The organism is Vreelandella vilamensis (assembly GCF_031451755.1).
GTDB lineage: Bacteria > Pseudomonadota > Gammaproteobacteria > Pseudomonadales > Halomonadaceae > Vreelandella > Vreelandella vilamensis.
The window spans coordinates 107,820-129,890 of record NZ_JARWAN010000003.1 but is presented as its reverse complement, the minus strand read 5'-3'; the positions used below and the strand labels follow the sequence as shown (position 1 = coordinate 129,890).

Genomic DNA, 22,071 nt, shown 5'->3' with positions numbered 1-22,071 from the left:
CCACAAAATCGCGGCCTCACTCAGCGGGTGGGGCTTGCATCAACGCTAACTGCGTTTTCACGAGACGGCTGCCTTCCTCGTAAATAGAAAAGCGTTCGTAATTGCGTAGCCAGTCGTGAAATAACCCCCCGAGCATCGACTGCAGTAGCTGTGCGGCGAGTTCCGCTGGAATGTCGTCGCGCAGGTGGCCAAGCCGCGCCGCGCAGTGAAAATAATCACGTAAGGCGCCGCAGGATTCTTCGGCCATTTCGTTTTGCATGGCGAGTGGGTCAATATCGCCAAAAACTTCGCAGTGATGAATCAAAATAGCATGCACGCGGCGATAACGAGGGCGCTCTAGGTGTTCAAAGCCACTGATACACGCCAGGCGAATGGCTTCCAGGGGTTTTTTGACCAGCTCAGGGTCGTCAAGCGCTTCGACCAAATCTTGAAAGGGTAAGCGTACGCGTTGGAGCATGGCGTGAAAAAGATCGGCCTTGTTTTTGAAATGCCAATAGACCGCTCCACGGGTCATGCCCGCGTGACGCGCGATTTGATCTAAAGACGTGCGTGCGACCCCGTGCTGAATAAACATCTCTTCAGCCGCATCAAGCAGCGCCTCGCGTGTAGCGGCCGCTTCTGCCTTAGTCTTTCTTACCATGAATCCCGCTGCCTCCGGATAAAACGCGCCTACATCTTAACCAACTCACCAGCGTTTTACATGCAAAAGCGTATGGATGCCTTGTTTCAGCAAAATACCACAGGAAAGTGAGGCCTATCGGCTGATTTTACTCGTCACTGGCGGCTCAAGGGCGTATAACGGCGATAAGAAAACAGTGTTTGATACCAGTTTTGACACTCGGTTTTGACATTCAGTTTTGATACTTAGTTTTAATACCCAGGCAGGTCTTCTCATGGCAAGAGCGCCATTTACATTAGCCGGGTGCGACGTTAAACCCGGACAACGGCAAGAAATTGATTTCCCGGTCGCTAAACTTTACACCCATACCCAGCTGCACATGCCGGTTGAAGTGGTGCATGGCCGTAAAGATGGGCCCGTGTTGCTTGTGTGCGGCGGCATTCATGGTGACGAAATTAATGGGGTCGAAATCGTACGCCGCCTGTTACGTTCAAAAGCGATCAACAGCATCCGCGGTACGCTCATCGCAGTGCCAGTGGTCAATGTGTTTGGCTTTTTGCAACAGACGCGTTATTTACCTGATCGGCGCGATTTAAACCGCTGCTTTCCCGGTAGTGAATCTGGCTCGCTGGGTGGGCGTATCGCGGCGCTATTGCGAGAAGAAATGGTGGACCGCGCCACGCATATTATTGATTTGCATACGGGCGCGATCCATCGCACGAACCTTCCGCAAATCCGCGCACAGTTAAGCCCTGGTAGTGAAACAGAGCAAATGGCCGATGCGTTTGGCGCGCCCGTTGTGCTTAATGCTGAGTTGCGTGAGGGAAGTTTGCGCCACTATGCCCAAAACCGTGGCATTCCCGTGCTGACGTATGAAGCCGGGGAGGCGCTGCGTTTTGATGAGTGGGCCATCGCCCCGGGTGTGCGTGGTGTGCTGCGCGTGATGCGACGCTTAGGCATGCTTTCAGGAGAGCAGCGTCGCCGTCGGCCCGCTCCGGCGGAGGTTGCCAATGGCTCAAGCTGGGCGCGGGCACCGATCGACGGCATTCTGCGCCCCAAGGTGCGTTTGGGCGCTCGGGTGGCAAAGGACGAACTTCTTGGCAAAGTCGCGGACCCTTTTGGCAACGATGAAGGCGAAGTGCGCGCCGTCGCAGACGGCATCGTGATTGGCATGAGTCGTTTGCCGCTGGCCAACGAAGGCGAAGCGCTTTTTCACATTGCGCGTTTTGATGCCATTGAAGAAGCGGAAACGGCCATCGAGTCGTTTCATTCCTCCTTAACGCCACCGCCGGACTCGCTCTACTAGTGTGCGTTGAGCCACAAGTTTGGGTTAGGCCGCTTGGGGCTCGCGCACCAGGCTCAGCGCGTCATCAAAAATACGCAAATCGGCACCTTCTTTATGGGCGTGCTCCGACAGGTGACGCCGGAAACGGCGGCCACCGGGGCAGCCTTGGAAAAGGCCTAATAAATGCCGCGTAATATGGTTAAGTTTGGCGCCTTCGTTAAGGCGCTGGGCGATATAAGGCCGAAACGCGATGGCGGCGGCCATGCGGCTTTGTGCAGGTCCTTGCGAACCATAAAGTCGCTCATCGACGTCAGCCAATAACCACGGATTTTGGTAAGCCTCGCGACCCACCATCACACTGTCAACGTGTTCAAGCTGCGCCTGGCATGCCTCAAGCGTTTTAATGCCGCCATTAATCCCGATGTGCAATTCGGGATGCTGCTGCTTCAAGCGATGCACCCGCGGGTAATTAAGCGGGGGCACATCGCGGTTTTCCTTGGGCGATAAGCCTTGCAGCCAGGCTTTACGCGCATGAACGGTAAAGGTCTGGCAGCCCGCATCCGCTACAATGTCAATAAAGCGTGCCAGGTCAGCATCTTCATCCTGATCATCCACACCGATACGGCATTTCACTGTGACGGGGATCGACACCGCTGCTTGCATTGCTTTCACTGCCGCCGCGACTTTTTCCGGGTAACCCATCAGGCAGGCGCCAATCATATTGTTCTGCACCCGGTCGCTCGGGCAGCCGACGTTCAGGTTGACCTCGTCATAGCCCCAGGCCTCGGCAATCGCCGCGCACTCGGCAAGCTCCCCAGCGTCACTGCCGCCAAGCTGCAAGGCAATCGGGTGTTCAACGTCGTCAAAGCCCAAAAAACGCGCACGCGGCGAACCGTGCAAGATCGCACCGGTGGTCACCATCTCGGTATAAAGCAGCGCTCGCTTGGTCAAGGTGCGCGCGAAAGCTCTGTACTCTCTTGTAGTTAGATCCATCATGGGTGCAACCGAAAACCGGCGTGCCGTGTCTGCTGGGTTAACGTTTGTCATATCCATCACTTGCATACTCGGTATGCGGTATAAAGACACGCCCTGACACAGATGTAAGTGGTACACCGTAGCGGACGCAGAAAAATCGGAGTGAATTGGTGTGCGATTGTACGCAAAAAAGGCCACCCAGCCCAGAGCCTAAAGCGCCACTCAGCGCGGGCGAGATCGCCTCTGTTGTTGTCGTTGAACTCTGAAGAGACTTTATCAGGCGAGGGAGTAAGTTGAATTAGGAATAATGGTGTTAAGCCTGGCTATGGGTTAGGCTTTTTTGTATGAGTGACACAAACGACAGCGGGATAGCGACCGGGCACTGTCGACCTCACCAACCGTGGCCCGCGCTAAGAAGGCGTGTTTTTGCTCCTGGTCAGCGGCTAACGAAAAATTAAAAGGGTGCAACACGTGGCGAACGACGCGCTGTTCATGATCAGCGAAAACAACCACTACCAGCCTGAGATGATCAAGCCGCAGGATATGCACGATGTGGAGGTTCTAGGGCGGTGTGAGATACGGATTGGGCGGGTGGTTTGAGGTGGCTATTGCATTGAAGGCCGCTTTGTTGTGGTAAATAACGTGAAAAGGGAACCAGGATGAAAGCTTTCAAAATCACCGCGATCGTGGCTTGCCTTACTGCTGTGGTTGCTGTTTCAGCGCACGCACAGTCGTTACCGCGTTTTGATGTGGAAGCTCACTGCGAAGACGTTGCCGAGTTTGGTGGCGGCAGTCACCAAGTTTACAACTCTTGCATCCAGATGGAGCAGAACAGCTATAACGCCATCCGCGACCAATGGCCGAGCGTATCTTCCCGCATTCGCAATCACTGCCAAGAAGTCGCTGAGTTTGGCGGTGGCAGTTATCAGATCCTGGAAACTTGCGTGCAGATGGAAGAAAGCGCAGCTGGCAATCGTGAGTCGTTCAGTTTCGATTAAGCGTAGGGATGATAATGAAAGTGAACTACTTAGGTCCTTTTTTACTGGCAGATAATCAAGCGCTGGCTGAGCTGTATGCCAAGCGCTCCCCACCTAGCTGCTTTCTGTTAGAGGTGAGCGAGGAAGCGTTGCCAGATGGTGAGGTGATTGAAGGGGATGTGCTGGTGGTGGATGAAGCACGCTCACCTGGCCATGATGATCGCGTGGTGGCGGAAGTCGAGGAAACGTACCAACTATTTCGTACCCACCGGATTGAAGAGCGATTGCGACTTTTGCCAGTTGGAGGTGGGCAGGGCCGCTTTATTGGCCCTGAGCAGTTCATAGGCGTGGTAGTTCAAAAAGTGCGGGTGGCGGCGTAACGACACAGGGATATAAGGTAGAATCGGCCGCGCCAAGGTGTGGCTAAATGAAACCACAGGGATGAAGGAAGTCTTATGAATGAGCCTACAAACGTCAAGATAGCATCACATGATGATGCTTATGAGCTGATAGAACAGGCTTTGAAGGGAGAGCTGGAAGATAAACTGCTGGATATTGATTTTGCCGGCGATTGGTCGACACTGAGAATTAAGGTTTCGGGTGAGCAGTACCATGCCAGCTTAAACGGTCGACTAGTTCGAACCCTGGGCGAACTGCAAACACAGCTTAACCGGCTCTACGCGCATGCGGCTTACGGCAAATCGGCCAAAGCGTTAAGTAATGATGAGCGCGAAGAGATTGAACTGGTTTTCCAGGTGTCGGAAGGTAGTACGGACATCTGGGCAGACCTTGGTAGCTGGGGAACCAGCATAGCTGATACGGCGATTGATAAAATGACAGGCACAGAGATTGTAATCGTTGTGCTAGGTATGGGCCTGATATGGGCGGGCTCAAAGGCTTTAAGTGAGCGCAACACACGTAAGGAAAAAGAAAGCGATAACGCCCATGAAGCGAGCCAACATGAAGCGTCTTTAGCCGCTGAAAATGAGCGCCATGAGCGCCTGATCGAGCAAATGGCGGCCCAAAATGAAACCATTCGCATGGCGCTGCATGAACGCTCGAAATTCGATCACAGCGTACTAAGGGCAACACCGACAGCCGATAGTGTTCAGATTAGCGGGCGTGAGTTTGATCGTACCGACATTGAGGATGCCAGCCGTAGCGAGCGTCAGACCACAGAGCTAACACGTCGCGACGGTTTTTATTACGTTCAGGGCATCGTCACCAAAGCCGATGGCTTTAATGTTTCTCTTGTGGATAACGAAGATGCGGCACTGCGTGCCGAGCTTCATCGAGGGCGGTTAAACGACGACGATCTTGAAGATCTCTGGACGGCTTTAAGAGATGCCACGCCGATTCATCTAAAGTTGACGGCACGAGTGCGCGAAGATGCAGTGCTTTCGGCCACGATTATTGGGTTGGCTGAAGAAGTAAATGCCCAACAGTAGTCACAAGCGAAAAGCGTAAGCTCTGGCTTACAACAACTGTAATAAAAAGCTGACAGGCTAAATTTCCAATATCTGCCATGCTAAACATTTCGTCTCGTAGCACACGTAGCGCACGCGCTTCGCCAGAAAATTACGGCAATGCCCCGGCCACTGGCTGGGGTTTTTGTGCCCTCTCTCGTAAAATCTAGCCAACTCTCACCCCCGCCAACTGCCTCAGTTTTCGTGTACAGCCGCTTACTTCCCGCGGGTCTTCATCTGCACGCTGCTGGTGTAGGCGGTTTCGCTAAGCTCATGGGTTATTTCGGTGATCAGCCAGGGCGTGGTGTCGATCTCGGCTTTCATCGCGTTTCTATTCGGATGCTGCAGGTATCGCCGTTTGTTCTGAAATTTTGGGTGACGTCGATCTAGGGCTTGTGGCCGCTGAGAGTGAGCGGTGTTTTCGGCAATATATCCGCCCAGCTAAGAGTGACGTTCTCACATCTATCTCGTGATGAGTGTCAGGCGTATTATAACGATGAAGGTGAGCGTATTTTCCCAGAGGTGGACGTGGTGTTTGAGCGCTACCTAAGAGGCAATTGAGAACAAACACTGAACATTGCAGTGGCTTCCCTTGGTGGGCATCGGTTGCTTTGCGCGAAGGCAGAACGAATTTTTTCAATAGTGGTGCATTAACGACCTGACAGTAGCGTAGAGTCATAAAGTCAGTACCGAGAAGCTTTAAAAGGATAAGGAGGCGCCAGTGATGCAAAAGCGAATGTGGCGAGTGGGGTGTGTGTTGCTGTTGGCTCTTTTGACGGCGTGCGGTGGTTCGGAGCCAGAACAGCAAACCTCAGAGAGTTCGCCAGATCCGGCAGAATCAAGTGCTGAGTCAATAAGTAATAAAGCGGATAACGAGCAGGAGCAGGCGTTACAAGAAGAGATACAGCAAGAACCCCTGACGGTTACGATGGAAACGACGATAGGGTTGCGTACAGATCGCCGCGTCACGGTCAGTGGCGAAACGAATTTGCCTGACGCGACGCAGATTAGTGTTCTAGTCGAGCGCGAACTGAGCGGAGTGCGCTGGCGAGAGCGTACACAAGTGGAAAATGGCCGTTTTAGCGTAGGACCGTTGGGGCCGGGGAGTGGCCTACCAGACGGCGATTACCGCGTTAGCGTGGAATCATTGGAGGCGAGTGTTCAACCCATGCAGGTGCGACAGCGTATTGGCCAGCAAGGTGAACATCTGGCGGGAGAGTGGGTTAATCAATCCCGCCATGGCCTAGGTCAGATAGTGGAGTACTCACGGCGTGTATTGATCGGCAGTGAGTCGCGGCGCACACGTGACGAAGTGGATGTGTTGGCGTACCCGCGTGATGCATCTTAAATTGGGCGCCAATGCGCTAGAACGGCAGCCTGAACCGTGATGTCATTCCCGGGTTCTTGCGTTAAATGGATAACTTCTGTTTGCTGGTTTCGGATCACGACATAATAACCCGCCTGTAGGAAGGTATTAGTGGGTCCTAGCAGGGCAAGATCGCCGGTTTTGATGGGGGCGAAATGTGAGTTTGGCCCAGGTGTTGCAATAAACGCCGGCTGTTGCCACGGCATATTGAGTGGGAGATGACTGCTCGCTGCATCAATCGACTTGGCTTGGCGCTGCCCCCATGGCAATGGTCCCGTATGATTAAGCGTAGGTAAGGTTGGTGCGTTATCTCCCTCCAGTAGAGTGGCCAACGAACATCCTAGAGCGTCAGAAAGTGCAACGAGACGTTCATGGCCGATTTGTTTGATGGCGCCAGATTCCCAATACGAAACCGTCACATCTGATACGCCAATTTCACGTGCCAGCGCGGCTTTATTGAGCTTAGCTCGTAGCCTGAGATGTTTAATACGTGAGCCTAGCGATTCCATTGTATTTTCCTGTCGATGAGTCTTGCGTGACTTGTCAATAAATTTGCAAATGCCAACTCTTAAACGTTAAAGCTGCTATTTACCGCAAAGCGGCGTCTGGTGACGCCATTTGTTAGTCAAAATAGCCACTCCCAAGAGCATCGACGTATGGTAAGCGATTGTGCAGTAACGCGCATCCCAATGACGATAACGCTGAATTAAACGTTGAGACGCTTTTTTTGTGTTCTTGTTCCTTTGTCGCAGTGCTGTTGGAGTTGCATTGGGTGCGTATAATGGTTCGGCACTTAATAGAAAGACTCTAAGGAAAGCATTCATGACCGTACGCACTCGTATCGCACCGTCTCCCACGGGTGACCCTCACGTGGGCACAGCCTATATCGCGCTATTTAACCTCTGTTTTGCGCGTCAGCATGGCGGCCAATTTATTTTGCGTATTGAGGATACTGACCGCGTGCGCTCCACCGCGGAGTCAGAACAGATGATTTTAGATTCGCTTCGTTGGTTGGGTATTGAGTGGGACGAAGGCCCTGATGTGGGTGGTCCTCACGGCCCTTATCGCCAAAGCGAGCGTGGTGAGATTTATGCGCAATACGCGCAGCAATTGATTGATGCCGGCTATGCCTTCAAGTGCTACCGCACAACCGAGGAGCTTAATGCGTTGCGTGAATCACGCAAAGCAGCTGGTATGCAGTTGGCACTTAAACCCGCTGATTTAGCGCTAGATGCCGATGAGAAGAATCGCCGTGAACAAGAAGGTTGGCCATATGTCGTGCGTATGCAGGTGCCAGTTGATGGCGTGTGCGTGGTGCAAGATATGCTGCGTGGCCGCATTGAGGTTGAGTGGGCGCAGGTAGACGCTCAGATTTTGCTTAAGTCGGACGGTATGCCGACATATCACCTGGCTAACGTTGTCGACGATCACTTAATGGGGATTACCCACGTGCTGCGTGGCGAAGAGTGGATTAACTCAGCGCCTAAGCATCAACTGTTGTATGAGTACTTTGGCTGGGAAATGCCGACGCTTTGCCATATGCCGCTGCTACGCAATCCGGATAAATCGAAACTTTCCAAGCGTAAAAATCCGACATCGATTAATTACTATCGCCGGATGGGATTTTTGCCTCAGGCGGTAACCAATTACCTCGGACGTATGGGTTGGTCCATGCCCGATGAGCGGGAGAAATTTTCTCTCGATGAGATGATGGCGGCGTTTGATATCCAGCGGGTATCGTTAGGCGGTCCGGTATTTGATCTGGAAAAATTGACCTGGCTGAACGGTCTCTATATCCGCGAAGATCTTGATGACGAAGCGTTTTTACAAGCGTTACGTGACTGGGCGTTCAATGAAGATTATGTACGCCAAATTTTGCCGCAAGTAAGGCCCCGCGTTGAGACATTGTCGCAAGTGGCGCCGCTGGCAGGTCACTTCTTTTCTGGACTGCCGGCCATCAACGAAGCGGCTTTTGATTCGGTAAAGCTGGAGAAGGAGACGCTCGTCAAGCTGCTGCAGTTCTTAACGTGGCGCTTTGAAGCGATTCCTGCATGGCATAAAGACGCTTTGCTAGAAGAGGTGAAAGCGCTTGCCGAGTACTTTGACCTGAAAATGAAAGCGTTTTTAGCGCCGGTGTTTATTGCCATTACCGGTAGCACAACCAGTACCTCGGTAATGGATGCAATGGTCATCCTTGGCTCAGATATGACGCGCGCGCGCTTGCGTCATGCTATTGAGGTGTTGGGAGGCGTATCGAAAAAGCAAGCTAAACGCTTTGAGAAAGAGTTCCAACAACTGTAACGGAAACGCTAGTCACTAAAGTGGTTGACGAAGCGGAGCGTAATCAGTACTATACGCTCCGTCTTCACGACATGTGGGGCCTTAGCTCAGCTGGGAGAGCGCAACACTGGCAGTGTTGAGGTCAGCGGTTCGATCCCGCTAGGCTCCACCAATCATCTTTACAATGCTTTTTTGCATTGCGTATTACGTCCCATTCGTCTAGTGGTCTAGGACACCGCCCTTTCACGGCGGTAACAGGGGTTCGAACCCCCTATGGGACGCCATTCTTTATCCTTCCCTGATATCCCAAGTTCCTTCTTATCGTGTTTTGCATAGCATGAATTTTGCCTATTTTACGCGTTACTCGCGAGTGTGAGTGTCGTGGGCTTTTTATTGCTATAGATCGCGTGAAAGACCATTTTACCGCTATTTTGGGCTTGACTTGTCCACTTTTGCTGTTCACGGCGTGGGGGTGTGCACAACAGTCTGAATTTCAGTATAAAAATGCTGGCAATAATTAAAACCTTTTAAAAACAATGACTTGCATTAGGTTAAAAAATAACCAATTTAAGGCCGGACCGCTGAGAATGGCGCTTTTGAGACGTTTTCTAGTGGTTATGAACAGGGTTATCCACAGAAGGTGTGGAAAACCCTTTTCGAGGCGCTAAGGGCAAAAAGTCAAGGCTTAATCGGCGTTACGCAGGCGCTTTAGTAGCGATGATGTGTCCCAGCGTCCTCCGCCTATGCGTTGCACATCCGCGTAAAACTGATCGACCAGTGCCGTAACGGGGAGGGTTGCGTCTAAGCGGCGCGCTTGTGTTAGGCAGATATCCAAATCTTTGCGCATCCAGTTAACCGCAAAGCCGTGCGCGTACTCATCGGCAATCATGGTTTTATGGCGATTTTCCATCTGCCAAGAGCCAGCTGCGCCTTTGGCGATAACATCAATGACTTGTTGTTGGTCGAGCCCTGCTTGCTCAGCAAAGTGCAAACCCTCCGCTAGCCCTTGTACTAAACCGGCGATGCAGATTTGGTTGACCATCTTGGTGAGTTGGCCGCTGCTGGCGGTGCCCATTAAGCTCACCGCGCGCGCGTATAAATCTAGCACGGGATACACGTGTTCAAAGTGGGCTTTGTCGCCACCGCACATAATGGTGAGTGCGCCGTTTTCTGCACCTTGCTGGCCGCCGGAAACGGGCGCATCGATAAACCCTACTTCTTGCTGGCGGCAGGCAGCATCGAGTTCTAACGCAAGGTCAGCAGACGCCGTGGTGTGGTCAACTAAGACGCTGCCGCTCTCCATACTGTGCAGCACACCTTCACTGCCAGTGGTCACCTCGCGAACATCATCGTCGTTGCCCACACAGATGAGCACGAGATCGGCCCCCTTAGCCGCTTCTTGCGGCGTAGGGTGAGCGCTACCGCCATGCTCATTAACCCAAGTTTCCGCTTTGCTGGCGGTGCGGTTATAGACGCGTGTGGTCAATCCTTGGCGGGCGAGATGTCCTGCCATCGGATAGCCCATAACGCCTAAGCCGATAAAGGCGACGGTGGAGATAGTGCGCATGGCTTGATCCTTTTATTAAGAGTGGTAATGAGTGTGACGCTAACGTTGTAGCATACGCAAAAGGCCACCCGAAGGTGGCCTTTGTCATTTAGGCGGCGTAAAACAGCTGCCTTAAGCTTACTTGGTGGGGTAGTCACGCTGTTCATGGCCGATGTAAAGCTGGCGCGGGCGACCAATTTTATAGCTTTCGCTGAGCATCTCATTCCAATGAGAAATCCAGCCAATGGTGCGCGATACCGCAAAAATCACGGTAAACATATTGGTCGGAATACCCATCGCTTTTAGGATAATGCCGGAATAAAAGTCGACGTTCGGGTAGAGCTTGCGTTCGATAAAGTACTCGTCTTCTAGGGCAATTTGCTCAAGACGCTTGGCGATTTTGAGTTGCGGGTCGTCCGCCATGCCGAGTTCTGCCAAGACTTCGTCGCAGGTTTCTTTCATCACTTTGGCGCGCGGGTCAAAGTTGCGGTAAACGCGGTGACCAAAGCCCATCAGTTTGAATGGGTCGTCTTTATCTTTGGCCTTATCGACGAAACGCTGAATGTTCTCTTCAGATTCGTCGCCAATTTCATCAAGCATCTTCAGAACGGCTTCATTGGCACCGCCATGAGCCGGGCCCCAAAGAGCGGCAATGCCAGCGCTGATGCAGGCAAACGGGTTGGCGCCGGTAGAGCCTGCCAGGCGAACCGTAGACGTTGAGGCGTTCTGCTCGTGATCGGCGTGGAGCATAAAAATGCGATCCATCGCTTTAGCGAACACCGGGTTGACCTTGTACTCTTCGCACGGATTACTGAACATCATGTAGAGGAAATTCTCTGCATAGTTCAGATCGTTACGCGGGTAGTTAAAAGGTTGGCCAACGTTGTACTTGTAAGACATTGCCGCAATCGTTGGCATTTTAGCGATGAGTCGAACAGCGCTAATAATGCGGTCTTCTTCTTTTGTGGTGTCCATGTGGTCGTGATAGAACGCCGCTAAACCGCCAACAACGCCGCATAGAATCGACATAGGGTGCGCGTCACGACGGAAGCCCTTGAAGAAGTTATTGATTTGGTCGTGGACCATGGTGTGATTGCGAATCCGCGACTCAAAGTCAGCGTACTGCTCGTCAGTGGGTAGATCGCCAAACAGTAGGGTGTAGCAAACTTCAACAAAATTAGATTCTTTAGCCAGCTGGCCGATAGGGTAGCCGCGATGCAGCAATACACCCTTGCCGCCATCAATGTAGGTAATGGCAGACTGGCAAGAAGAAGTGGCCATAAAGCCGGGGTCATAGGTAAACAGGCCTTCAGCACCTAAGCTGCGAACGTCAATAACGTCAGGGCCTAATGTGCCGGAGTACATGGGTAGCTCAATCGGCTCATCTAGGCCGTCTACCGTTAATGTTGCTTTCCTGTCAGCCATGGTGGCCTCCTTTCGAGTTCGGGTTGGGACGTCACGTCGATATTTCGCATACCGCGCCGGCGAAAAGGCTTGCCCACTATAGAAGCGTGCGGCAAATTGTCAATTAGCCTAAACGCTAGTTTAGTTGTGACAAAACTGTTTGCTTGGATAAGATTTGTATATGATTATGGTATCATGTTTGTACTGCTGTATATGCAAAGCTTGATGTGTCGCGTGCGCTGTATCTCCACTATAGCGATGCTGCAGTGCAAAATCGACCGACTAAGGCCCAAATTCCTTGCACCATGGTCGAGTAAGGTCTTAGTTCGGTTTGTCAGCGGGGGCTAAGGTTCTTATAATCCTTGGCGCGCGACACCGGCAGGAAAGTGGTCGTGCCCGACTTGGCAACGGCCGAGCCCCTTCCAGCAACCACTGCCCGCTCGGGCCATTCCCGACCTGTCGCAGAGCGGGCCAAAAGAGTGTGTATAAAGCCGTGAATAGCAAACGACCTGTAAACCTAGACCTTTCGACGATACATTTTCCACTGCCAGCACTAACATCGATCGCTCACCGCATCACGGGTGTTATCTTGTTTGTTGGCCTGATCTTCGCTTTTTGGGCGTTGAGTAAATCACTCTCGTCGCCCGCCGGCTTTGATGCTGTTAGCAGTGCCCTAGCCGATAACTTTTTAGCGAAATTGATCGCGTGGGGATTGCTATCGGCTCTCGCCTTTCACTTTGTAGCAGGTATTAAGCACTTGCTTATGGATGCTGATATTGGCGTCACCCTTGAAGGCGGCGTGAAAAAAGCGCAGATCACCGTCGTGGTCAGTGCTGTTCTGATTATTTTGGCAGGAGTTTGGGTATGGTAACTAACATCACAAGTTTCGGCCGCAGCGGGCTGTCTGATTGGTTGATTCAGCGCGTCTCTGCGGTGGTTCTGGCGCTCTATACGATTTTTATCGTTGCCTACCTCCTGTTTAACCCGGGCTTGGATTATTACGCCTGGAGCGGCCTGTTCGCCCAAACGTGGATGCGGATATTCTCTCTGCTGGCCTTTATCTCACTGGCAGCGCATGCCTGGGTCGGCCTTTGGACCGTGACGACCGACTATCTCAAATCCACCAATGTGCGTGTAGGTGCTCAGATACTCATTATTCTGGCCATCTTCATTTACTTGGTGTGGAGCATTCAAATTCTGTGGGGAGCTTGATACATGTCTAACCTTCGTAGCCTGACATTTGACGCCATTATCATCGGTGGCGGTGGCTCTGGCCTGCGTGCTGCACTCGAGCTTGCCAAGTCTGGGAAAAAGACAGCTGTATTGTCAAAAGTGTTCCCGACACGCTCTCACACGGTTTCTGCTCAGGGCGGTATCACGTGTGCCATTGCGTCTGCAGACCCAGATGATGACTGGCGCTGGCACATGTATGACACCGTCAAGGGCGGCGACTATATCGCCGACCAAGATGCGTCAGAATACATGTGTTCGGAAGGCCCAAAAGCGGTCTTTGAACTTGAGCATATGGGGCTGCCTTTTTCACGCTTTGATAACGGCCGTATCTACCAGCGCCCATTTGGTGGGCAGTCAAAGAACTTCGGTGAAGGCGGCCAAGCAGCGCGCACGTGTGCAGCGGCTGACCGTACCGGCCATGCGCTCTTGCACACCCTTTATCAGAACAATCTCAAGAACAACACAACGTTCTTGAATGAGTGGTATGCGGTTGATCTGGTAAAGAATTCTGACGGTGACGTAGTGGGCTGTATCGCTATGTGCATCGAAACGGGCGAAGTGGTTCACGTTAAATCGAAAGCCACTGTGCTGGCCACCGGTGGTGCAGGGCGTATTTACGCTTCAACCACCAACGCCCTGATTAATACCGGTGACGGTATTGGCATGGCATTGCGTGCTGGCTTCCCGATGCAGGATATGGAAATGTGGCAGTTCCACCCCACCGGTATTTATGGGGCGGGTACGTTGGTCACTGAAGGCTGTCGTGGTGAGGGCGGCTACCTGATCAATAAAGACGGCGAGCGCTTTATGGAGCGTTATGCGCCGAACGCTAAAGACCTCGCGGGTCGCGACGTCGTGGCGCGCTCCATGGTGATGGAGATTCTTGAAGGTCGCGGCTGCGGAGAGAAAGGCGATCATGTCTTCTTGAAGCTGGACCACCTAGGCGAGGAAGTCCTTGGCAAGCGTCTACCCGGTATCGTGGAGCTTTCCAAAACGTTTGCCCACGTAGACCCGGCGAAAGATCCGATCCCGGTTGTGCCGACTTGCCACTATATGATGGGCGGTATCCCGACCAATATTCATGGCCAGGCGATCACGCAAGATGAAAGTGGTAAAGATCACATCGTCAACGGCTTGTATGCATGTGGTGAAGCGGCCTGTGTGTCCGTTCACGGCGCTAACCGCTTGGGCGGTAACTCTCTGCTAGACTTAGTTGTATTCGGTCGCGCGGCGGGTATGTTCATCGAGAGCGCGCTGAACGAAGGGATCGAATACCTGGATGCTTCCGAGTCTGATATCGAATCAGCCATGAAGCGCATCACACGCTGGAACGAGTCAGACGGCGGCGAGAGCATTCCTGCGCTGAAAGCGGAACTTCAAGACATTATGCAGACGTCTTTCGGCGTGTTCCGTGAAGAGAAAAACATGCAGGAAGGTGTCAAAAAGCTGGATGAGCTGCGCGCGCGTATTGCCAATGCCCATCTGCCTGATAAGTCCAATGCCTTTAACACCGCCCGTGTTGAAGCACTGGAGCTCGATAACCTGATGGAAGTGGCAGAAGCAACGGCGATTGCTGCCCTTGAGCGTAATGAAAGCCGTGGTGCTCATTCTCGCTACGACTATCCTGACCGTGATGACGTTAATTGGCTGAAACACTCGCTGTACTTCCCGGCGACTAAAAAGCTTAAGAAGCGCGATGTCAACTTTAAGCCAAAAACCGTCGATACGTTTGAGCCTAAGGTTCGTACCTACTAATCTCCGTAATGAGAGGGAGTCACCATGTCCAATCTTCAGGTATCCGTATATCGCTACAATCCGGAAACCGACTCCGCACCTTATATGCAGGAGTTTCAGGTCGATACTAAAGGCCGCGATGTGATGGTGCTGGATGTTCTGCATATGATGAAAGAGCAGGACAGCGCTCTGGCATTTCGTCGTAGCTGCCGCGAAGGCGTTTGCGGCTCCGACGGCATGAACATGAACGGTAAAAACGGCCTAGCGTGTATTACGCCGCTGTCAGACGTTGTGAAGAACAACAAGCTGACCCTGCGCCCGCTACCGGGTTTGCCGGTTATTCGCGACATGGTTGTGGATATGGCACTGTTCTACAAGCAGTACGAGCGTATTCAGCCGTACCTGCAAAATGACGAACCAGCCCCGGCTATTGAGCGTCTGCAGTCGCCGGAAGAGCGCGATAAGCTGGACGGCTTGTACGAGTGTATTCTGTGCGCGTGCTGCTCGACCTCTTGCCCGTCGTTCTGGTGGAATCCGGATAAGTTTGTTGGGCCGGCAGGTCTCTTGCAGTCTTACCGCTTCCTGGCGGATTCACGCGACAATGCGACCAGCGAACGCCTGACAGATTTAGAAGATCCGTTCTCCGTATTCCGCTGCCGCGGTATCATGAACTGTGTGGCGGTATGCCCGAAAGGCCTCAATCCCACACGTGCGATTGGCAAGATCCGTGAGATGCTGTTGGCCGATGCAACCTGATAAAAAGCGTGTGCCACTTAAGTTGCGCATTAATGCCACTTAAATCCAAGCGCTTCGCTTGTTATCATAGGAAACGTTAGGTGGTGCGACGGTGAGTCGCACTGCCTGACCAGCCAAGTTTAAAAGCCGGTGCCGCGAGTACCGGCTTTTGAGCATGGACTGATTAGCAAAAAATGAAGAAGTAACAGTTTATACAAACTGCTGTTGTAAAATAAAAGTGGTAAGGGCTTCCGGCCATGGGTCGGCGCCGCCGGCAAACGTCCCGCCCCGCCGGCAGGGCAATAGCGTTGTCGCCGCTTTGCGTGGCGATACCGATACCACCCCATCAGTGCAGGGTGACCGAGAGATGCAACAAGGCATAATGGAGTTGATGTGGCGTTCCTCTCACGTTAGTGGTGGCAATGCCCACTACGTGGAAGCGCTTTACGAGCAGTACCTCGATGATCCCAACGCTGTCCCCGACGAGTGGCGCGATTATTTTGATTCGCTACCGCGTCCCGAGGGCAGTGCCTCTCATGATGTTCCACTTAGTCCGATCCGTGATCAGTTCTACCAACTGGGACGTGAAGCACGCCCTGGTCGAGTAGCGGGCGCTTCCGATAGCGACGAAAGTAAAAAGCAGGTGAAAGTCCTGCAGCTGATTAACGCCTATCGTTTTCGTGGGCATCAGAAGGCTAATATCGACCCGCTAGGACTGCGAAATCCCACCCCCGTTCCGGATCTAGACCTCTCCTTCCATCAGCTTTCAAAAGCGGATTTGGATGTAGAGTTCCAGACAGGTTCTTTCTTTTTAGGTATCGATAAAGCACCGCTGCGTGAGATTGTCGACGCCCTGGAGCGAACTTATTGTCGCTCCATCGGCTGCGAAATCATGCACATTGTCGATACCGAAGAGAAGCGTTGGCTACAGCGTCGCTTTGAATCGGTGCGCAGTGCACCCAAGTTCAGCGATGAGGTGCGCAAGCACGTGCTGGAGCGCTTAACGGCCGCGGAGGGATTGGAAAACTACCTCGCGTCTAAGTATCCAGGGACAAAGCGTTTCGGCCTTGAAGGGGGCGAAGCCTTTATTCCGATGATGGACGAGTTGATCCAACGTGCCGGCGGGTACGGCACCAAGGAAGTTGTGATCGGCATGGCGCACCGTGGACGCCTCAATTTGCTGGTCAACATCCTCGGTAAGAACCCGGCGGACCTGATTGATGAATTTGATGGTAAGAAGGTCATCGAACGGGGTTCCGGTGATGTTAAATACCACCAGGGTTTCAGTTCCAATGTGATGTCGCCGGGCGGTGAAGTGCATCTGGCGCTCTCGTTTAACCCGTCGCACTTGGAAATTGTCTCGCCAGTGGTGGAGGGCTCTGTACGCGCTCGCCAGGATCGTCGCGATGATCCGTCTGGCGATAAAGTACTGCCCATCAATGTGCATGGTGATGCAGCCTTTGCCGGCCAGGGCGTGGTGATGGAGACATTTCAGATGTCGCAAACCCGCGCGTACAAGACCGGTGGCACCGTCCACATCGTGATCAATAACCAAGTGGGCTTTACCACGTCCCATCCGCTCGATGCTCGTTCAACCGAGTACTGCACCGATATTGCGAAAATGGTTCAGGCGCCGATTTTTCACGTTAACGGTGATGATGCTGATGCGGTGCTGCATGCGACCCAAGTGGCCCTGGATTACCGTCAGCAGTTTAAGAAAGATGTGGTGATCGACCTGGTGTGTTACCGCCGTCGTGGCCATAACGAAGCTGACGAGCCTTCCGGCACTCAGCCGATGATGTACAGCAAAATCAAGCAACATCCTTCATCGCGCTCGCTGTTTATTGAACGGTTGATACAAGACGGCGTGGTCAGTGACGATGAAACCAAGGCGATGGTTGAGAAGTACCGGGAAGACCTGACCAAGGGCAATCACGTCGCCAACGCGCTGGTGCAAGAGCCTAACACGTCATTATTTGTCGACTGGCAACCCTATATCGGCCACGAATGGAGTGGCCATGCCGATACAACGGTAGATATGAAGCGGTTGCAAAAATTAGCGGCGAAGATGTGCAGCGTCCCCGATGGAGTCGACGTCCAACGCCAAGTCGCTAAGATATATGACGACCGTCGCAAGATGCAGGCCGGTGGTATGGCGCTTAACTGGGGGTTTGCGGAAACGTTAGCTTACGCCACGCTTCTTGACCAAGGCCACCCTGTTCGCATTACGGGCCAAGACGTGGGTCGGGGGACTTTCTCACACCGTCACGCGGTCGTGCATAACCAGAAAGACGGCACTACGTATGTGCCGTTGCAAAACCTGGCGGAAGGGCAGCCGCGCTTTACGATTCATGACTCTTACTTGTCAGAGGAAGCTGTGCTGGCGTTTGAGTACGGCTACGCGACCACTGCACCGAATGATTTGGTGATTTGGGAAGCGCAGTTTGGTGACTTTTTCAACGGCGCCCAAGTCGTCGTCGATCAGTTTATCTCCTCAGGTGAAACCAAGTGGGGGCGGCTATGTGGTTTGACCATGTTGTTGCCACATGGTTATGAAGGCCAAGGCCCTGAGCACTCATCAGCGCGTCTTGAACGCTTCTTGCAGATGTGTGCAGAGCACAACATGCAGGTATGCGTACCCACTACCCCAGCGCAGATTTATCACTTGCTGCGCCGTCAGGTAATTCGCCCGCTTCGCAAGCCGTTGGTCGTGATGACGCCTAAGTCATTGTTGCGCCACAAAGAAGCGATCTCCAGTCTGGAAGATCTCGCTCACGGCAAGTTCCACATGGTACTGGCTGACCAGGCCGAGTTAGCGCCAGAAAAAGTCACGCGCGTTATTCTGTGTGCAGGTAAGGTCTACTACGATCTAGCGGCCTGGCGTGTTGATAATGACCGCCATGACACTGCCATCATTCGTCTTGAACAGCTCTATCCTTTCCCGAAAGAGGAGCTTCTGGAAACGCTTCAAGCGTATACCCAGCTGGAGGACATTGTGTGGTGCCAGGAAGAACCGCTCAATCAAGGTGCTTGGTACCCCAGTCAGCATCACATGCGTGCTGTGGCCGATATGCTTAAAGATGGCCTAGGCGGTAAGTTGAAATTCGCTGGGCGACCGGCTTCCGCTGCTCCAGCGGCAGGCTATATGTCCGTTCATACTGAACAGCAGCGCCAGCTGGTGGAAGACGCTTTTAATCTATAAGCGCCCACCGGGTTTAAAGAATCTACAAGGGAAACGACATGGCTACCGAGATCAAAGCGCCAACCTTTCCAGAATCCGTTGCCGAAGGCACTGTCGCGGCTTGGCATAAAAAGCCAGGTGACAGTGTCGAGCGCGACGAGCTGATTGTTGAAATTGAAACCGACAAAGTGGTGCTTGAAGTTGTCGCACCTGAAGCGGGCACCCTAACCGACGTCACGGTTGAAGAGGGTGATACCGTGGAGTCCGAACAGGTGTTAGGTAAGATCGGCGAAGGCAGTTCTTCGGGTGATAGCGGCGCTGGCGACGGCGATAAAAAAGATAAACCCGCTGACACTGCTAGCGCAGGGAAAGCAGAAGAGAAGAAACCCAGTGGCGGTAACGGTGGTGGCCAGCAGCACGAAGTCAAGGCGCCGACCTTCCCTGAGTCAGTCCAGGAAGGCACTGTGGCCACGTGGCACAAAAGCGTTGGCGAAGCCGTCAAGCGCGATGAAGTGCTGGCGGATATCGAAACCGATAAAGTCGTGCTCGAAGTGGTCGCGCCGGCGAATGGCACTCTTGCGGAAATTAAAGCCGAAGAAGGCAGCCAAGTGACGTCTGAACAGGTGCTCGCTATCTTCGCTGAAGGTGCTGGCGGCGACGCGGGAACGGCAGCAGAAGAGAAGCCAGCCGCCTCCGCAGATGATGGTGCGAGTGACGAAAAAGTCGGCGATAAAATTCTGGCGCCGGCAGCCCGTAAACTCGTGGCCGAGCATGACTTGGATGTTAACGCCATCGAGGGAACCGGCAAGGGTGGACGCATCCTTAAAGAAGACGTACAGCGTGCTGTTAATGAAGGTAGTGCCAAGAAGAAGGCGGCTAAGCCGGCACCAGGCGGTGCCAAAGCTGCTGCCACGGCAGCGCCCGCGGTAGAGGGCGAGCGCCCTGAGAAGCGCGTGCCGATGAGCCGCTTGCGTCAAACCATCGCTAAGCGCTTGGTTCAAGCCCAGCAAACCGCGGCAATGCTGACCACTTATAACGAAGTGGACATGACGGCAGTGATGGAATTACGTGCGCAGTACAAGGATACGTTCTTGAAGGCGCACGATACCAAACTTGGCTTCATGGGCTTTTTCGTCAAGGCGGCGTCAGAGGCGCTTAAGCGCTTCCCGGACGTCAACGCCTCCATCGATGGCACCGACATCGTCTATCACGGCTACCAGGACATCGGCGTTGCCGTTTCGACCCCTCGGGGCTTAGTGGTGCCGGTACTGCGTGACACCGACAGCATGAAGATCGCCGATGTTGAGAAAACTATCGTTGATTTCGGTAAGCGTGCACGCGACGGCAAGCTGGGAATCGACGAAATGCAGGGCGGCACTTTCACGATCACCAACGGCGGCATCTTCGGGTCGCTAATGTCGACCCCGATCATTAATCCGCCGCAAACGGCCATCCTGGGCATGCATAAAATCCAAGAGCGCCCGATGGCAGTCAACGGTAAGGTCGAAATTCGCCCCATGATGTACCTGGCGGTTTCTTATGACCATCGTATGATCGACGGCAAAGACGCGGTGCAATTCCTCGTGACGATAAAAGAGCTTCTAGAAGATCCCGCGCGCCTGCTGCTAGATGTGTAAGGCTCGCGACTAACTTCGTAGATACGCGTAATCGCACTTTACCTTCTCCTCTCAAAGGAGAAGGTAACCAAGCTAAAGGAGCCAACATGGCTGACAAGTTTGATGTGATCTTTATTGGTGCCGGCCCTGGTGGCTATGTGGGCGCTATCCGTGCGGCACAACTCGGACTGAAAACTGCCTGTGTCGAAAAGTGGATCGGTAAAGAAGGCAACGTCGTTCATGGTGGAACCTGCCTGAACGTCGGCTGTATCCCGTCAAAGGCACTGCTGGAAGCCTCGCACAAGTTCGTGGAAGCGAAGCATGACTTTGATGATATGGGCATCGAAGCGGGCGACGTCACCATGGACGTCAAAAAGATGATGGCGCGCAAGGACAAGATCGTTAAAAACTTGACCGGCGGCATCTCAGGCTTGTTCAAGGCCAATGGTGTCACTTCTATTGAGGGTACCGGTAAAGTCGTTTCGGGCAAGCAGGTCGAAGTGACTGATCACGACGGCAACGCCACTACCTACGACGCCGACAATATCGTTATCGCCGCGGGCTCTGTGCCGGTGGAAATTCCCCCCACGCCGCTGACAGAAGGCTTGATTGTTGATTCTACCGGTGCGCTAGAGTTCCAAGAAACGCCCAAGCGTTTAGGGGTTATCGGCGCAGGTATTATCGGCTTAGAGCTCGGCAGTGTGTGGAATCGTCTAGGGTCTGAGGTCACCGTGTTGGAAGCGATGGACTCCTTCCTGCCCATGGTTGATGGCGCCATCAGTAAAGAAACGCACAAGCTGCTTAAAAAGCAGGGCTTGGATATCAAGCTGGGCGCACGCGTGACCGGTTCGGAAACCAACGGCAACGAAGTCACGGTCAAGTACACCGATGCCAACGGTGAGCAGGAGATGACGTTTGACAAGCTGATCGTTTCCGTTGGTCGTCGTCCTTACACCAAAGGCGTGATTGCCGACGGTGTCAGCGTTGAGCTTGACGAGCGCGGCTTTATCTTTGTCGACGATCAATGCCGTACCAACGTGCCGGGCGTTTACGCGATTGGCGATTGTGTACGTGGCCCAATGCTAGCGCACAAAGCCTCGGAAGAAGGCATTATGGTGGCGGATGTCATCGCCGGTCACAAAGCCGAGATGAACTACGACACCATTCCGAACGTGATCTATACCTTCCCGGAAGTTGCCTGGGTGGGTATTACCGAGGAAGAAGCCAAAGCCAAAGGCCTTAAAGTAAAAACGGGCAGTTTCCCGTTTGCGGCGAGCGGCCGGGCGATGGCGAACAACGCTACCGAAGGGCAGGCGAAAATCATCGCGGACGAGGAAACTGACCGTATTCTGGGGATGCATATTGTCGGTCAGCACGCTGGCGAGATGATTGCCCAGGGTGTTATCGCGATGGAGTTTGGTTCTAGTGCGGAAGATCTGGCCTTGACCTGTTATGCACACCCGACCATGTCGGAAGCCGTGCATGAGGCAGCGCTTGCGGTAGATGGCCACGCCGTTCATATGGCGAACCGTAAAAAGCGTAAATAACGCCATGAAGTAACAAAAAAGCGCCACCCCTTCAGGTGGCGCAACACTTTCGGCCATGTCTTTTTTTATTTTTGCTAAAAGACAGGAATCGAAAGTACGGGGATGGG

Annotated in this window: 18 protein-coding genes and 2 tRNA genes; 15 read left to right on the top strand and 5 right to left on the bottom strand. The window is 53.2% G+C overall.

Features of this window, described 5'->3' with window-relative positions; translation table 11 throughout:
- Positions 1-16 precede the first annotated feature (16 nt).
- On the bottom strand, positions 17-640 hold the full coding sequence (locus QC823_RS02900; protein WP_309654855.1) for a TetR family transcriptional regulator: 624 nt from the start codon (positions 638-640) through the stop codon (positions 17-19).
- A 253-nt stretch (positions 641-893) separates the two neighbouring features.
- On the opposite strand from QC823_RS02900, the gene QC823_RS02895 reads away from it, so the two are divergent.
- The gene (locus tag QC823_RS02895; protein ID WP_309654854.1) at positions 894-1,925 is read left to right on the top strand and encodes a succinylglutamate desuccinylase/aspartoacylase family protein; all 1,032 of its coding nucleotides are present in this window, start codon (positions 894-896) and stop codon (positions 1,923-1,925) included.
- 24 nt (positions 1,926-1,949) lie between these two features.
- Here QC823_RS02895 and dusA read toward each other — a convergent pair whose 3' ends face one another.
- Positions 1,950-2,966 carry a tRNA dihydrouridine(20/20a) synthase DusA gene (gene dusA / locus QC823_RS02890; RefSeq protein ID WP_422823565.1) on the bottom strand — a complete coding sequence of 339 codons (1,017 nt, stop codon included), beginning with the start codon at positions 2,964-2,966 and terminating at the stop codon, positions 1,950-1,952.
- 572 nt (positions 2,967-3,538) lie between these two features.
- On the opposite strand from dusA, the gene QC823_RS02885 reads away from it, so the two are divergent.
- The 4 genes from QC823_RS02885 to QC823_RS02870 all read left to right on the top strand — a co-directional run bounded on the left by QC823_RS02885 (position 3,539) and on the right by QC823_RS02870 (position 6,670).
- Positions 3,539-3,877, top strand: coding sequence for a hypothetical protein (locus tag QC823_RS02885; RefSeq protein WP_309654852.1), 339 nt, complete (start codon positions 3,539-3,541; stop codon positions 3,875-3,877).
- A gap of 14 nt (positions 3,878-3,891) precedes the next feature.
- Positions 3,892-4,236, top strand: coding sequence for a S24/S26 family peptidase (locus QC823_RS02880; RefSeq protein ID WP_309654851.1), 345 nt, complete (start codon positions 3,892-3,894; stop codon positions 4,234-4,236).
- Between the two features lie 75 nt (positions 4,237-4,311).
- Positions 4,312-5,304: a hypothetical protein gene (locus tag QC823_RS02875; protein ID WP_309654850.1), complete on the top strand. Its 993-nt coding sequence runs from the start codon at positions 4,312-4,314 to the stop codon at positions 5,302-5,304.
- A gap of 742 nt (positions 5,305-6,046) precedes the next feature.
- Entirely contained in the window at positions 6,047-6,670 is a 624-nt protein-coding gene (locus tag QC823_RS02870) for a hypothetical protein (protein WP_309654849.1), read from the top strand.
- Here QC823_RS02870 and QC823_RS02865 read toward each other — a convergent pair.
- The gene (locus QC823_RS02865) at positions 6,667-7,197 is read right to left on the bottom strand and encodes a helix-turn-helix domain-containing protein (RefSeq protein WP_309654848.1); all 531 of its coding nucleotides are present in this window, start codon (positions 7,195-7,197) and stop codon (positions 6,667-6,669) included. The genes QC823_RS02870 and QC823_RS02865 overlap by 4 nt on opposite strands.
- Positions 7,198-7,510: 313 nt before the next feature.
- Here QC823_RS02865 and gltX point away from each other — a divergent pair, with 313 nt between their 5' ends.
- The 3 genes from gltX to QC823_RS02850 all read left to right on the top strand — a co-directional run bounded on the left by gltX (position 7,511) and on the right by QC823_RS02850 (position 9,252).
- Positions 7,511-8,989: a glutamate--tRNA ligase gene (gltX, locus tag QC823_RS02860; RefSeq protein ID WP_309654847.1), complete on the top strand. Its 1,479-nt coding sequence runs from the start codon at positions 7,511-7,513 to the stop codon at positions 8,987-8,989.
- A 75-nt stretch (positions 8,990-9,064) separates the two neighbouring features.
- Positions 9,065-9,140: transfer RNA gene (locus QC823_RS02855), tRNA-Ala, on the top strand.
- Positions 9,141-9,176: 36 nt separating this feature from the next.
- Positions 9,177-9,252 (top strand) — tRNA-Glu (locus QC823_RS02850).
- Positions 9,253-9,653: 401 nt separating this feature from the next.
- On the opposite strand, the gene QC823_RS02845 is transcribed toward QC823_RS02850, so the two are convergent.
- Together QC823_RS02845 and gltA are read right to left on the bottom strand one after the other, a co-directional pair.
- Complete coding sequence (locus tag QC823_RS02845) at positions 9,654-10,535, bottom strand: NAD(P)-dependent oxidoreductase (RefSeq protein WP_309654846.1); 882 nt, start codon at positions 10,533-10,535, stop codon at positions 9,654-9,656.
- A 117-nt stretch (positions 10,536-10,652) separates the two neighbouring features.
- Complete coding sequence (gene gltA / locus QC823_RS02840; RefSeq protein WP_309654845.1) at positions 10,653-11,939, bottom strand: citrate synthase; 1,287 nt, start codon at positions 11,937-11,939, stop codon at positions 10,653-10,655.
- A gap of 472 nt (positions 11,940-12,411) precedes the next feature.
- Between gltA and sdhC the strand changes: the two genes are divergently transcribed.
- From sdhC to lpdA, 7 genes are all read left to right on the top strand, one after another.
- A complete protein-coding gene (sdhC, locus tag QC823_RS02835) occupies positions 12,412-12,789 on the top strand; it encodes a succinate dehydrogenase, cytochrome b556 subunit (protein ID WP_309654932.1) in 378 nt (125 codons plus the stop codon).
- A complete protein-coding gene (sdhD, locus tag QC823_RS02830; RefSeq protein WP_309654844.1) occupies positions 12,783-13,130 on the top strand; it encodes a succinate dehydrogenase, hydrophobic membrane anchor protein in 348 nt (115 codons plus the stop codon). The genes sdhC and sdhD overlap by 7 nt, the downstream gene beginning before the upstream one ends.
- Before the next feature lie 3 nt (positions 13,131-13,133).
- Positions 13,134-14,906 carry a succinate dehydrogenase flavoprotein subunit gene (gene sdhA, locus QC823_RS02825; RefSeq protein ID WP_309654843.1) on the top strand — a complete coding sequence of 591 codons (1,773 nt, stop codon included), beginning with the start codon at positions 13,134-13,136 and terminating at the stop codon, positions 14,904-14,906.
- A gap of 24 nt (positions 14,907-14,930) precedes the next feature.
- Complete coding sequence (locus QC823_RS02820; protein ID WP_309654842.1) at positions 14,931-15,641, top strand: succinate dehydrogenase iron-sulfur subunit; 711 nt, start codon at positions 14,931-14,933, stop codon at positions 15,639-15,641.
- Between the two features lie 346 nt (positions 15,642-15,987).
- Positions 15,988-18,822 carry a 2-oxoglutarate dehydrogenase E1 component gene (locus QC823_RS02815; protein WP_309654841.1) on the top strand — a complete coding sequence of 945 codons (2,835 nt, stop codon included), beginning with the start codon at positions 15,988-15,990 and terminating at the stop codon, positions 18,820-18,822.
- A gap of 38 nt (positions 18,823-18,860) precedes the next feature.
- Positions 18,861-20,438, top strand: coding sequence for a 2-oxoglutarate dehydrogenase complex dihydrolipoyllysine-residue succinyltransferase (gene odhB, locus QC823_RS02810; RefSeq protein ID WP_309654840.1), 1,578 nt, complete (start codon positions 18,861-18,863; stop codon positions 20,436-20,438).
- A gap of 86 nt (positions 20,439-20,524) precedes the next feature.
- Positions 20,525-21,964, top strand: a complete 1,440-nt coding sequence (lpdA, locus tag QC823_RS02805; protein ID WP_309654839.1) for a dihydrolipoyl dehydrogenase — start codon at positions 20,525-20,527, stop codon at positions 21,962-21,964.
- The last annotated feature ends 107 nt before the right edge of the window (positions 21,965-22,071 follow it).